Below are 13,000 nucleotides of genomic sequence, written 5' to 3' on the forward strand. Positions count from 1 at the left end.
AGTCTGAGAGCGCGCCGCCCCGGCGGGCGGGGTCACTCCACGAACAGGCCGCGCGCCGCCGCCCGCGTGTCGAACTCCTCCAGCCGGGCCTGCGCGTCGGGCAGGTCGTCGCACATCGCCTCCAGCAGCACCCGCCCGAGCAGCATCGGCGCACAGGCCGTGTCGAAGGCGAGTCCGGTGCCGACGGCGGCCGGCAGCAGCAGGTCGGAGACCTTGGCGACCGGCGCGAACGCGGAGTCGGCGACCGTCACCACGCTCAGCCCGGCCTCCCGCGCGTAGCCGAGGGTGTCGACGACCTCGCGCGGGTGCCGGGGCAGCGCGAAGCAGAGCAGGGCGGAGGCGCCGGCCCGGACGGCAGCGTCGATCCGGTCGTGGATCATGGTGCCGCCCTCGTGCAGCAGCCGTACGTCCGGATGGACCTTGGCGGCGAAGTACGCGAATCCGTACGCCTGGGAGGCGGCGGCCCGCAGGCCGAGGACGGGCAGCGGGCGCGAGGCCGCCAGCAGCCGGCCCGCCCGCCGCACCGGGCGGGGGTCGGCGAGCGCCTCGGCGAGGTGGCGCAGGTTCTCGATCTCGGCCTCGACGGCCTGCTGGTACTCGTTGTACGAGGCGGCTTCGGCGGGCTGCCCGGCGGGGGCGACCTCGCGCAGATGCCGGCGCAGGGCGGGGTAGCCGTCGAAGCCGAGGGCGACCGCGAAGCGGGTGACGGACGGCTGGCTGACCCCGGCCAGCTCGGCCAGTTCCACACTGGACAGGAACGGCACGTCGGCCGCCCGGCGCACCATGCTGTGGGCGATCCGCCGCTGCGTCGGCGTCAGCCGGTGCCCCTCGAAGAGGGTCTGAAGCCGGGCGGCGGGACCGTCCGCCCCGTGCCCCGGCCCGCTCTCGCCGAACTCCGTCTGCGCGCTCATGCCCCGCTCCCCCTCCAGGTGTCCGTGGTGTCCGTGGTGTCCGTGGTGTCCGTGAACCGGTCCGGCGGTGCGCCAGGGCCCCGGCCCGGACCGCACCTCGCACCCGAGGCCGGACCGGACGCCATCGCGCCGCTCCGTCGACGATCCATTCACTCACCGAGAACTCTGCATGACGTCATACAGCCGGGCAAGGGGTTCCCGCCCGCGGGCCCCACCGGGACAGGGGGGCTAACCCCAGTGCGCCGGACGCCCCCCGCTCCCTAGCCTTTGTCCATGACGGGACGGGAGACGGCCATGGACGCGCGGGACACGGACCTGAAGAAGGAGCTGGACGCCACCTTGCAGACGCGCAGGGAGCTGGGCGAGGAGTACGAGTCCGCGCTGGTCGACTCGTTCCTGGAGAAGGTCGACCAGCGCATCGACAGCGCGGTGGAGCGCCGGGTGCGGCGCCGGCTCGCCGAGCAGCAAATGGCGACGGCCCGGGGGACCCGCTCGCCCGGGTCGGCGGACTCCTGGGGCGAGCGCTTCGGCTTCGGCATCGTCTCGCTGATCCTGGCGATCCCGCTGTCGGCGGTCTGCGGCGCCTTCGCCGGTTTCGCCGGCGTGGTCACCACCTGGATCGGCGTCGTCGGCGTGAACTTCGTCCAGGCCGCCCGCAGCAACCCCGAACTGCTGCCGGGTCCGCGCCGGCGGTCCGTGCGGGACGACGACTGATCCGCGCCCGGGGCGTCACGCCTGCCGGGTCGGCAGGACCACGATCTGGCGCAGGTTGACGTGCCGGGGGCGGCTGGTCGCGTAGGCGACGACGTCGGCGATCTCCGCCGAGGACAGCGCCCCGATGGCGTCGAGCATGCCGTCCAGCTGCCCGGCCAGTTCGTCGTTGTCGAGATGCGTCGCCAGTTCGGTCTCCGTCAGCCCCGGCTCGACGTTGGTGACCCGCACGTCCCGCGGCCCGAACTCGGTGCGCAGCGACTGGGACAGATAGGTGACGGCGGCCTTGGTCGCGCCGTACACCGCGTAGTTCGGGAACGTGATGTGCGCGCCGATGGACGACACGTTCACCAGGTCGGCGGCGCGCCCGCGGGCCGCGCTCTCCACCAGGTCGCCGGTGAAGGCGCGGATCATGCGCAGCACCCCGGTGACGTTGGTGTCGAGCATCCGCTGCCACTCGTCGGCGCGGCCGGCGTCGACGGGGTTGGGCAGCATGACGCCGGCGTTGTTGACGACCAGGTCGACGGTCCCGTAGGCCTCCCTGATCCGGTCGGCGGCGGCGGTCACGGACGCGTCGTCGGTGACGTCGGCGACGACCGCGAGGGCCTCGCCGCCGTCGGCGCGGATCTTCTCGGCGACCGCTTCCAGCCGGTCCGCGCGCCGGGCCAGCAGCGCGACCCGTGCGCCCGACGCGGCGAGCAGCGCGGCCACCGCCTCCCCGATCCCGCTGGCGGCGCCGGTGACGACAGCGGTGCGCCCGGCGAGGCTCGGGTACGGCGTCGCGAACGGGACGTCCCGCGGGTTCCGCCGCGGGTCGTCGTGCGGGGCACCGTGCAGGTTCTCGTGCGGGTTCTGGTGCGGGTTCTGGTGCGTCATCCGTCGCTCCCGGTGCGGTGGGCCGGGGCGTCTCCCCGGCGGCACGCACCACTGTGGCCGCCCGTCCCGGAGCTACCCAGGGATGCGCTTTTCCTGGGTCCGGCAGTACCAGGATCGCCGGGCGCCCGTCCCCTACGATCGGACCCATGGACGGGGACCTCGGAGATTTTCTGCGCTCGCGCCGTGCTCGCATCCGGCCGGAGGAGGTCGGACTGCCCTCGCACGGGCGCCGGCGCGTCCCCGGTCTGCGGCGCGAGGAGGTGGCGCAGCTCGCTGGAGTGAGCGTCGACTACTACATACGCCTGGAGCAGGGCCGCGGCCCCGCCGTCAGCGACGCGGTCCTGGACGCGGTGGCCCGCGTCCTGCGCCTGGACGACACCGAGCACGCCTACCTGCGCGCCGTCGCCCGCCCCCGCAGGCCCGCCGGGCGGCCGTCCGCGCCCCGTGTCCGGCCGGGGGTGCGGGCGCTGCTCGACAGCATGGAGCGCACTCCCGCGTTCGTGCTGGACCAGCGGATGGACGTGCTGGCGTGGAACCCGCTCGCCGACGCGGTCTTCGGGTACAGCGGGAGCGGGTTCGAGGGCCGCAGCATCCCCCGGCACGTGTTCCTCGACCCCGGCTCGCGCGACTTCTACCCGGAGTGGTCCGCGGTCGCCGTCCAGTGCGTGGCGCACCTGCGGATGCTGGCGGGCCATCACCAGGACGACCGCCGGCTGACCGCGCTGGTGGGGGAACTGTCGCTGAAGAGCGAGGAGTTCCGCAGGCTGTGGGCCGACCATCCGGTCCGGGAGTGCGCCTACGGGGTGAAGCGGATCCAGCACCCGGTCGCGGGTCTGCTGACCTTCCCCTACGAGACGCTGGCGGTGGGGGCGGACCCGGACCAGACCCTGCTGGTCTACACCGCGGAGGCGGGCTCCGAGACGGAGGAACGGCTGAGGCTGCTGGGCAGTTGGGGAGCCGCACCGGTGCGGACGTCACCCTGAGAAGCCGGGCCGCGGGCGGGCGCCCGGCCGGGCCGGGAGGCTTGCGCGGGGACCGCCGCACCCCCGTTGCCGGGGGGCGGGACGACGGCGGTCCCCGCGAGGGACGCGGGCCGGGTCAGGCCGGGCTTGCGCGTCCGTGGCGTCGTGGGAGGTCCGGGAGCCGCTCCGGAGGTCCGTGACGCCGTTCGCCCGCCGGCGGGGGAGCCGCTCCCCGCCGACACCCACCACGATGCCGGACGCGTGTTAACCGGGTGCTGCGTGCACGTGACACGCGCGTACCGATTCCGCGAAGTCCACCGATCCGGTGGGGAAACGGAAGTCCGGCGCTCCGGGGGGCCGTTCACCGCAGGTTTCCCCGCCGTCACGGCCCCCGTCACGCAAAGGTCACTTACCGCCCTTGGCGAGGAAGGCCAGCAGGTCCTGGCGGCTGACGACCCCGGTGGGCTTGCCCTCGACGAGGACGATCGCCGCGTCGGCCGTGCCGAGCACGGACATCAGGTCGCCCACCGGCTCGCCGGAGCCGACCTGCGGCAGCGGCGCGGACATGTGCTTCTCCAGCGGGTCGTCGAGCGAGGCCCGCTGGGTGAACAGGGCGTCCAGCAGCTCCCGTTCCACGACCGACCCGACGACCTCGGCGGCCATGACGTCCGGGTGACCGGCGCCCGGCTTCACGATCGGCATCTGCGAGACGCCGTACTCGCGCAGCACCTCGATGGCCTGGCCCACGGTCTCGTCGGGGTGCATGTGGACGAGGGACGGGATGGCGCCGTGCACCTTGTCGTTGAGGACGTCGGCGACGCGGGCGCTGGGGCCGTCGTCCTCGAGGAAGCCGTAGTCGGCCATCCACTCGTCGTTGAAGATCTTGGAGAGGTAGCCGCGGCCGCTGTCGGGCAGCAGGACGACGACGACGTCGTCCGGGCCGAGCCGCTCGGCGACGCGCAGCGCGGCGACGACGGCCATGCCGCAGGAGCCGCCCACCAGCAGGCCCTCCTCCTTGGCCAGCCGCCGGGTCATCTGGAAGGAGTCCTTGTCGGAGACGGGGACGATCTCGTCGGCGACGGTGCGGTCGTAGGCGGTCGGCCAGAAGTCCTCGCCGACGCCCTCGACCAGGTACGGCCGCCCGGACCCGCCGGAGTACACGGAGCCCTCGGGGTCGGCGCCGACGACCTGGACCCGGCCCTGGCTGGCGTCCTTCAGGTAGCGGCCGGTGCCGGAGATGGTGCCGCCGGTGCCGACGCCGGCGACGAAGTGGGTGATCCGCCCCTCCGTCTGCTCCCACAGCTCGGGGCCGGTGGAGTGGTAGTGGGAGAGCGGGTTGTTGGCGTTGGAGTACTGGTCCGGCTTCCACGCGCCCGGCGTCTCGCGCACCAGCCGGTCGGAGACGTTGTAGTAGGAGTCGGGGTGCTCGGGGTCCACGGCGGTCGGGCAGACGACGACCTCGGCGCCGTAGGCCCGCAGCACGTTGATCTTGTCCGTCGACACCTTGTCGGGGCACACGAAGATGCAGTGGTACCCCTTCTGCTGGGCCACGATGGCGAGCCCGACGCCGGTGTTCCCGCTGGTCGGCTCGACGATCGTGCCCCCCGGCTTCAGCTCTCCGCTCTGCTCGGCGGCCTCGATCATGCGCAGGGCGATGCGGTCCTTCACGGAGCCGCCCGGGTTGAAGTACTCCACCTTGGCCAGGACGGTCGCCCGGATGCCCTTGGTCACGCTGTTGAGCTTCACCAGCGGGGTGTTGCCGACGAGGCTGATCATCGAGTCGTGGAATTGCACCGTTGTCTCCGGTTGCTTGCAAAAACAGTGGTCGTAGTGGTCCCGCCAGGGTACGGGGCGGGCCCTGGCCGGAGCGGCATGTTCACTCCTCGTCGAGATTGGGCGACCGTGCGTACGGGGCAAGGAGTGGGTGTACGGACACGAGGAGGTGGCGTCGAGGCATGACGAGCATGTCGAGGGCGAGAGTGGCCCGGCGCATCGCGGCCGGCGCGGCCTACGGCGGCGGCGGCATCGGACTGGCCGGGGCGGCGGTGGCCGGGCTGGTGCTGGCGGAGGTGCATCTGGCCCGCCGCCAGGTGAACAACGGGACGCACCCGCACGTCCCGCACGCGGACGGCCGCTACGGCACCGCGTACGACGCCCCCGGGCCGGGCCGGGAGCCCCTGCGGCTGACGATGCTGGGCGACTCCACGGCGGCGGGCCAGGGGGTCCACCGCTCCGGGCAGACGCCGGGCGCCCTGCTGGCCTCGGGGCTGTCGGCGGTCGCGGAACGGCCCGTGGAGCTGCGCAACGTGGCGCTTCCCGGCGCCCAGTCCGACGATCTCGACCGGCAGGCGGCGCTGGCGCTCCAGGACTGCGACCGGGCGCCGGACGTCTGCGTGATCATGATCGGCGCGAACGACGTGACGCACCGCATGCCGCCCACCCGCTCGGTGCGGCACCTGGCGGCGGCGGTCCGGCGGCTGCGCACGGCCGGCGCGGAGGTCGTCGTCGGCACCTGCCCCGACCTGGGCACGATCGAGCCGGTCCAGCAGCCGCTGCGCTGGCTGGCGCGCCGGGCGTCGCGTCAGCTGGCGGCGGCCCAGACGATCGGCGCCGTCGAGCAGGGCGGCCGCACGGTGTCCCTGGGCGACCTGCTGGGGCCCGAGTTCGAGGCGAACCCGCGTGAGCTGTTCGGCCCCGACCACTACCACCCGTCGGCGGAGGGCTACGCGACGGCGGCGATGGCCGTGCTGCCCACGGTGTGCGCGGCGCTCGGCCTGTGGCCGGCCGACGAGGAGCGTCCGGACGCCGCCCGCCGCGAGGGCTTCCTGCCGGTGGCCCGGGCGGCCGCGGAAGCGGCCGCGGAACCCGGCACGGAGGTGACGGCGGCGATGCCGACCGGCCCCCGGGGCCCCTGGGCCCTCCTGAAGCGACGACGCCGCCGCCGCGTGACAGAACCGGAACCCACCTCCCGAACAACAGCCTGACCCACAACCAGCCCGTCCGACCCGCACACAGCCAGCCCGTCCGAGGGCACCCCCTCCGGGGGAACTTGAGGACGACGCCCGTCCAGGGCCGAAAGGAGGGCCTGGGGGCACAACCCCCAGACCCGGCCACCCCACCAACCGCGCCAGCCCACCAACCCGCACCCCCCAGCCCGTCCGGGGCACCCCCTCCGGAGAGCTTGAGGACAAGGCCCGTCCAGGGCCGAAAGAAGGGCTTGGGGGCACAGCCCTCAGACTCGACCACCCCACCAACCGCGCCAGCCCACCAACCCGCACCCCCCAGCCCGTCCGGGGCCACCCCTCCCCTCCGGGGGAACTTGAAGACAAGGCAGGTCCAGGGCCGAAAGGAGGGCCCGGGGGCACAGCCCCCCAGACCCGGCCACCCCACCAACCGCGCCAGCCCACCAACCCGCACCCCCCAGCCCGTCCGGGGGCACCCCTCCCCTCCGGGGGAGCTTGAGGACAAGGCCCGTCCAGGGGGGCCTGGGGGCGCAGCCCCCAGTGCCGGTCACCCCACCAACCCGCACACCCCCCCCACCCCCACCAACCCGCACAACCCCCGCCCAACCCCACCGCACGATTCCCGCCCCACCGCCGGAGGCAAAAGCAAGCGCTTAGTAAATTGCGGCCAGGGTCACATCCCCACCCCCGTGACCCAGGCCATACGTACGGGTAACTTCCCAAGCAGCCGCCCGTACGACCCGTCCAGTCCCCCTTGGAGCCGTGATGCCCGAAGCAGTCATCGTCTCGACCGCCCGCTCGCCCATCGGCCGCGCCTTCAAGGGCTCCCTGAAGGACCTGCGCCCGGACGACCTCACCGCCACGATCATCCAGGCGGCCCTCGCCAAGATCCCCGAGCTGGACCCGAGGGACATCGACGACCTGATGCTCGGCTGCGGTCTGCCCGGCGGCGAGCAGGGCAACAACCTGGGCCGCATCGTGGCTGTGCAGATGGGGATGGACCACCTCCCCGGCTGCACGATCACCCGTTACTGTTCCTCGTCCCTTCAGACCAGCCGCATGGCCCTGCACGCCATCAAGGCCGGCGAGGGCGACGTCTTCATCTCGGCGGGCGTCGAGATGGTCTCCCGGTTCGTCAAGGGCAACTCCGACAGCCTGCCGGACACGCACAACCCGTTCTTCGCCGAGGCGGAGGCCCGCACCGCGGCCGTCGCCGAGCAGGAGGGCACCACCTGGCACGACCCGCGCGAGGACGGCCTCGTCCCCGACGCCTACATCGCCATGGGCCAGACCGCGGAGAACCTCGCCCGCGTCAAGGGCGTGACGCGCCAGGACATGGACGAGTTCGGCGTCCGCTCGCAGAACCTCGCCGAGGAAGCCCTCAAGAACGGCTTCTGGGAGCGCGAGATCACGCCGGTGACGCTGCCCGACGGCACGGTCGTCAGCAAGGACGACGGTCCGCGCGCGGGCGTCACGATGGAGGGCGTCCAGGGCCTGAAGCCGGTGTTCCGCCCCGACGGCCTGGTGACCGCCGCCAACTGCTGCCCGCTGAACGACGGCGCGGCCGCGGTGGTCGTCATGAGCGACACCAAGGCGCGCGAGCTGGGCCTCACCCCGCTCGCCCGCATCGTGTCGACGGGCGTCTCGGGCCTGTCCCCCGAGATCATGGGCCTCGGCCCGGTCGAGGCGAGCAAGCAGGCCCTGCGCCGGGCCGGCCTCACCATCGACGACATCGACCTGGTCGAGATCAACGAGGCGTTCGCCGCCCAGGTGATCCCCTCCTACCGGGACCTCGGCATCGACCTCGACAAGCTGAACGTCAACGGCGGCGCCATCGCCGTCGGCCACCCCTTCGGCATGACGGGCGCCCGGATCACCGGCACGCTCATCAACTCCCTGCAGTTCCACGACAAGCAGTTCGGTCTGGAGACCATGTGCGTGGGCGGCGGCCAGGGCATGGCGATGGTCGTCGAGCGCCTGAGCTGACCCCTCGTGACGTGACGGGAACGCGGCGAGCGGGCCCGTGGCACGGCGAGCACGCCTCGTGACGCGGCGACTTGACGGAGCCTCTGCGTAACCGCTCCAGCACCTGCCGTCACGGATCAGCCCGGAGTCCGGAAAGCACCTGGACTCCGGGCCTTTTTGTGATCCAATCTCCCCCAGGATGTGACCTATCTCCCTCCCAGAGGGATTTACCCAGCTCAGCGCCTTTCGGCAGCAAACCCCAGGCCCAAAGTCCTGTCCGTTTCGTGACGTTACGCACTGACAGCTGGATAGTCCGCCCTTCAAGCTGATGTAGGAAGTCGGGGGTCGACTTTGAACCGGGAGTACGTCAGTGAGCGCCATGCCGATCGCCTTGCTGGTCACCACGGCCGCCACGGGCGCCGTGGGCGTCGCCGTCCTGCGCACCCTCTTTCAGCTGCGCCGGCAGGTCGCCGCCCTGCACGCCGAACTCGCGAGGAACGCAGAGAGCGCCGAGAGCGCGGCCGCGCACCTGCGCGGCTTCGTGCCGGCCGCCCGCACCACCGCCGACGCGGCTGAGATACGCGCCGCGGTGGCCGAGGCGCTCGCGGAGGAGCGGGAGCGGGAGCTGGCCGAGGCGCGCGCCTTCTGGGCCGCCCAGGAGGCCCGTGACGGCTCGGACGCCCCCTCCCTGCTCGGTCTGCCGGACAGCGAGTTGTTCCTGCCCCGCCAGGCGGACTTCATCGGCCTGGAGCCGGTGACCGAGGCCGGCGCGGACGGCGACGACTTCAGCGGCGAGTCCGCGGAGCTGGCGGCCGCCCGCCGCCGTCACCCCTCGCACCCCGACTTCGTGCCGGTCCAGTCGCCGGTCGTGAACGACCACGAGCGCACGGTGGCCACGCTGGAGGAACTCGCGGCGGCCCAGGTCGAACTGACCGACGTGCGGCCGGGCCCGCTGGGCACCCTCGACGTCTACGTCTTCGCCGACGGCACCACCCTGTGCATGACGCCGGGGCACCGTGAGACGGCGGAACGCCTCGCCGCGGCCCTCACCGCGGGCGAGACCCCGTTCCTGCTGGGCGGTTCGGGCGTCTCCGGCGCGTACACCCTGACGTTCCAGTGCGGCGCGGACAACGTCTACATCCTGGCGGACCGGGTCATAGCGAGTCTCTGAGACTCAGCAGCCGGCGCGTTTCCGCCCCGCCCGCGAGGCCCACAGGCCGGCGCGCTTTCGCCTCCGTCCGAGAGGCCCACACGCCGACGCGCCTGCGCCCCCGCCCGTGAGGCTCACACGCCGGCGCGTTTCTGGGCCTGCGCCACCAGTTCCACCGCTTCTTCCACCTGGCCCTCGTCCGTGAGCACGAGGGCCAGGTCGTGCGCGGCGACGGTGATCTGGTCGGCGGCGGCGAACATCCCGGCGTCGGGCATCTCCCGCGGCGGCGTGCCGGGCTCCTCGACGAGCTGGGCCCGCCGGGCCAGCTCCCTCGCGAGCGCGAGCGCCTCGGCGGCCGCGCCTCTTTGCAGCCGGCTCTGCGGGGCGGCGCGCAGACGGTCGGCGAAGCGGTCCACCGCACGGGTCAGGGACGTCGTATCAGCCACGCCGCGAGAGTACGCGTCGCACCGGGACTGTTGCCAACGGGCGGACACTCAGGCACGGTGACCTGAAGGACCGGCTTACATCCCCTTTGCTACCGGAGGCGCCGATGTCCCATGTCCTCTCCGAGGAGACCCACCGCAACATACTGGCCCGCATCCCCCACTGCACCGGTCGTGAGGTCTCCGACTGGCTGCGCACCGTCGACGAAGGCCCCGCTCTCCGCTTCGAGGAGAAGGTCAGCTGGCTGCGCGCCGAGCACGACCTCGCGTACGGCCACGCCAAGGCGATCATCCACGAGTACGACCTGAGGAGGGCCGCGCGCAAACTGACGTAGCGCGCTCGCGACGCACCCACGCCGACGCGGCGAAGGGCCCCGGGACGGTGTCCCGGGGCCCTTCGCCGTTGTCGCGCCGTGCGCGGCGGGTCAGTCGCTGTTCAGGATCGACAGGAGCCGCAGGAACTCCATGTAGATCCACACCAGCGTCATCGTGAGGCCGAAGGCGGCGAGCCAGGCCTCCTCGCGCGGGGCGCCGTAGGCGATGCCGTCCTCGACCTGCTTGAAGTCGAGGGCGAGGAAGCAGGCGCCGAGGATGATGCCGATGATGCCGAACACGATGCCCAGGCCGCCGCTGCGGAAGCCGAGGCCGTCACCGCCGCCGAAGACCGCGAACAGCAGGTTCACGGCCATCAGCAGCACGAAGCCGATCGCGGCGGCCATCACGAAGCCGTAAAAGCGGCGGTTGACGCGGATCCAGCCCGCCTTGTACGCCACGAGCACGCCGGCGAAGACCGCCATGGTGCCGAGCACCGCCTGGGCGACGACGCCGTCCGCGATGTAGGTGGACACCGCGCTGGAGATCACGCCGAGGAAGACGCCCTCGAGCGCGGCGTACGACAGGATCAGCGCGGGCACCGGGCGTCGCTTGAACGACTGGACCAGCGCCAGCACCATGGCGACCAGACCGGCGCCGACGGCGATGCCGTACGACTTGTTGATGTTGGCCTCGTCGACCGGCAGCAGCAGCCACGACAGGACCGCCGTGACGACCACGGCGCCGAGCGTGGTCGCGGTGCGCGCGACGACGTCGTCCATGGTCATCCGGCCGGTGGCGGCCGGGGCCTGCGGCGGGACGCCGTACTGCAGGTCCTGCTGGGCGTAGGGGTTCTGCGCGTACGGGTTGCCGGCCTGCTGGGCGTACGGGTTGCCCTGCTGCGTGCCGACTGCGGGTCCCCCGGCCTGCGGCGCGGCGTTGAAGCCCGCGTAGCCGTTGTCGCGGCTGAACCCCCGTCGCGAGAAGACCGGGTTTCTGCTCCTCATTGCACTCCTCCATGGCCACACTGCGCGGCCTTGGCTCAAGGGTAATAGGTAGGCAAAGGATTGACCCTAGTGCTTGGGGAGGATCTTTCCCTCGTCCTGTCGCGCAACACGCTACGCGGCGTGGTGATTCCCGGCCCGGTCCGTCACCGATCATGACCAAGCCGGGACAAGGCCGGTATCCCACGGAGACCGGACGAACCCCGCTGTTCGATCAATCGAACGAGAAGCCGGTGTAGCCCTCGGCGAGATCGGTCTCCGCGGCCCGTGAGGCGGCGATCCGCTCCAGGCGGGCGAGCTGGAGCCGTTCCTCGAAGGGGGTGGCGCCGGGGGCGGGGTGCAGCAGGGCCGTCATGTCGCAGGAGAACCGCTCCGCCTGCCACACGCGCCGCAGACAGGTCGCGGAGTAGGCGTCGAGGAGGGCGGACGACCCGGTGTCCCGCTGGTGGGTCAGGGCACGCGCGAACGTGACGACGTCCCCGACGGCGAGGTTCAGCCCCTTGGCCCCGGTCGGCGGGACGATGTGGGCCGCGTCCCCGGCGAGGAAGAGCCGGCCGTGCCGCATGGGCTCGTGGACGTGGGACCGCATGGCGGTGACCGATTTCTGGGTGATCGGGCCGCGTTCCAGCTTCCAGCCGTCGTCGGTGGCGAGCCGCCGGTCCAGCTCGTCCCAGATCGCCTCGTCCGCCCACTCCCGCGCGTCCGTGCCCTGGGGCACCTGGAGATAGAGCCGGGAGACGGACGGCGAGCGCATGGACAGCAGCGCGAATCCGCGCGCGTGGCGGGCGTAGACGAGTTCGTCGTGCGAGGGCGGCACGTCGGCGAGGATCCCGAGCCACCCGAAGGGGTACGTCCGCTCGAAGACGCGGGTGACCGCAGCCGGGAACGCCGTGCGGGCGACGCCCCGGAAGCCGTCGCAGCCCACGACGTAGTCGCACTCCAGGACGTCCTCGACGCCCTCGTGACGGAAGCGCACGCGCGGCCGGTCGGTGGCGGCGTCCTCGACGGCCAGCGCCTCCGCCTCGAACAGCAGCGGGCCGCCCTGCGCGAGCTGGAGGGCTATGAGGTCCTTGCACACCTCCGTCTGGGCGTAGACCGTCACGGACCGGCCACCGGTCAGGGCGGGGAAGTCCACGCGGTGGCGCCGCCCGGCGAACCGCAGCTCGATGCCGTCGTGACGCAGTCCGGTCCGGTCCATGCGCTCCCCGGCGCCGGCCGCGCGCAGGACGTCCGCCGTGCCCTGCTCCAGGATCCCGGCGCGCTGGCGGTTCTCCGCGTAGGCCCGGTCGCGGCTCTCCAGCACGACGGAGTCGATGCCGGCGACATGGAGCAGGCGGGCGAGGAGCAGGCCGGCGGGGCCGGCGCCGACGATGCCGACGGTGGTGCGCATCGGGCCATCCTCCCAGGGAAGTTCGCACAGTGAACTTTTGTTCACCGATCTGGGACGTGAGTGTGCGCCCGCACTCCGCGGGTGTCAACGGTCGAGACGGCTGAGGGGTCGCCGAGACGTCGGAAGTGCCCAGAGCCGGACTTGAACCGGCACGCCCGCGAAGGGGCAGCGAGGTTTAAGCTCGCCGTGTCTGCATTCCACCATCTGGGCAGGCCGAGGGCTCCGCTTGAGCTACCGACCCTATCGGGATCCGTCCCCCCGTCCGACGGCGATCAGACCCGATGTTGTCTTATTTTATTGATGTCTGAGGGTG

Annotated in this window: 12 protein-coding genes and 1 tRNA gene; 6 read left to right on the top strand and 7 right to left on the bottom strand. The window is 72.5% G+C overall.

Going from position 1 to position 13,000, the window contains the following annotated elements; genetic code table 11:
• Positions 1–32: 32 nt before the first annotated feature.
• A complete protein-coding gene (locus OG802_RS14300; protein ID WP_329410675.1) occupies positions 33–911 on the bottom strand; it encodes a MurR/RpiR family transcriptional regulator in 879 nt (292 codons plus the stop codon).
• 273 nt (positions 912–1,184) lie between these two features.
• On the opposite strand from OG802_RS14300, the gene OG802_RS14305 reads away from it, so the two are divergent.
• Positions 1,185–1,625, top strand: a complete 441-nt coding sequence (locus tag OG802_RS14305; protein ID WP_443055246.1) for a hypothetical protein — start codon at positions 1,185–1,187, stop codon at positions 1,623–1,625.
• Positions 1,626–1,640: 15 nt separating this feature from the next.
• Here OG802_RS14305 and OG802_RS14310 read toward each other — a convergent pair whose 3' ends face one another.
• A complete protein-coding gene (locus OG802_RS14310; RefSeq protein ID WP_329410677.1) occupies positions 1,641–2,498 on the bottom strand; it encodes an SDR family oxidoreductase in 858 nt (285 codons plus the stop codon).
• A 146-nt stretch (positions 2,499–2,644) separates the two neighbouring features.
• Here OG802_RS14310 and OG802_RS14315 point away from each other — a divergent pair, with 146 nt between their 5' ends.
• A complete protein-coding gene (locus OG802_RS14315; protein ID WP_329410680.1) occupies positions 2,645–3,481 on the top strand; it encodes a helix-turn-helix transcriptional regulator in 837 nt (278 codons plus the stop codon).
• A gap of 384 nt (positions 3,482–3,865) precedes the next feature.
• Here OG802_RS14315 and OG802_RS14320 read toward each other — a convergent pair whose 3' ends face one another.
• On the bottom strand, positions 3,866–5,254 hold the full coding sequence (locus OG802_RS14320; RefSeq protein ID WP_329410683.1) for a cystathionine beta-synthase: 1,389 nt from the start codon (positions 5,252–5,254) through the stop codon (positions 3,866–3,868).
• A gap of 161 nt (positions 5,255–5,415) precedes the next feature.
• Here OG802_RS14320 and OG802_RS14325 point away from each other — a divergent pair, with 161 nt between their 5' ends.
• The 3 genes from OG802_RS14325 (at position 5,416) to OG802_RS14335 (ending at position 9,559) form a co-directional block, all read left to right on the top strand.
• Positions 5,416–6,444, top strand: a complete 1,029-nt coding sequence (locus OG802_RS14325; protein ID WP_329410685.1) for an SGNH/GDSL hydrolase family protein — start codon at positions 5,416–5,418, stop codon at positions 6,442–6,444.
• A gap of 744 nt (positions 6,445–7,188) precedes the next feature.
• Entirely contained in the window at positions 7,189–8,409 is a 1,221-nt protein-coding gene (locus OG802_RS14330) for an acetyl-CoA C-acetyltransferase (RefSeq protein ID WP_329410687.1), read from the top strand.
• Between the two features lie 349 nt (positions 8,410–8,758).
• Positions 8,759–9,559, top strand: coding sequence for a hypothetical protein (locus tag OG802_RS14335; RefSeq protein WP_329410688.1), 801 nt, complete (start codon positions 8,759–8,761; stop codon positions 9,557–9,559).
• Between the two features lie 113 nt (positions 9,560–9,672).
• Here OG802_RS14335 and OG802_RS14340 read toward each other — a convergent pair whose 3' ends face one another.
• Positions 9,673–9,984, bottom strand: coding sequence for a hypothetical protein (locus OG802_RS14340; protein WP_329410690.1), 312 nt, complete (start codon positions 9,982–9,984; stop codon positions 9,673–9,675).
• Positions 9,985–10,088: 104 nt separating this feature from the next.
• Here OG802_RS14340 and OG802_RS14345 point away from each other — a divergent pair, with 104 nt between their 5' ends.
• Positions 10,089–10,316: a DUF4287 domain-containing protein gene (locus OG802_RS14345; RefSeq protein WP_329410692.1), complete on the top strand. Its 228-nt coding sequence runs from the start codon at positions 10,089–10,091 to the stop codon at positions 10,314–10,316.
• Positions 10,317–10,406: 90 nt separating this feature from the next.
• Here OG802_RS14345 and OG802_RS14350 read toward each other — a convergent pair whose 3' ends face one another.
• From OG802_RS14350 to OG802_RS14360, 3 genes are all read right to left on the bottom strand, one after another.
• A complete protein-coding gene (locus OG802_RS14350; protein WP_329410694.1) occupies positions 10,407–11,300 on the bottom strand; it encodes a Bax inhibitor-1/YccA family protein in 894 nt (297 codons plus the stop codon).
• A gap of 211 nt (positions 11,301–11,511) precedes the next feature.
• Positions 11,512–12,687 carry a 4-hydroxybenzoate 3-monooxygenase gene (locus OG802_RS14355; RefSeq protein ID WP_329410696.1) on the bottom strand — a complete coding sequence of 392 codons (1,176 nt, stop codon included), beginning with the start codon at positions 12,685–12,687 and terminating at the stop codon, positions 11,512–11,514.
• A 126-nt stretch (positions 12,688–12,813) separates the two neighbouring features.
• Positions 12,814–12,897, bottom strand: a tRNA-Leu gene (locus OG802_RS14360).
• Positions 12,898–13,000: the final 103 nt, after the last annotated feature.

Origin of the sequence: Streptomyces sp. NBC_00704 (assembly GCF_036226605.1) — a bacterium.
GTDB lineage: Bacteria > Actinomycetota > Actinomycetes > Streptomycetales > Streptomycetaceae > Streptomyces.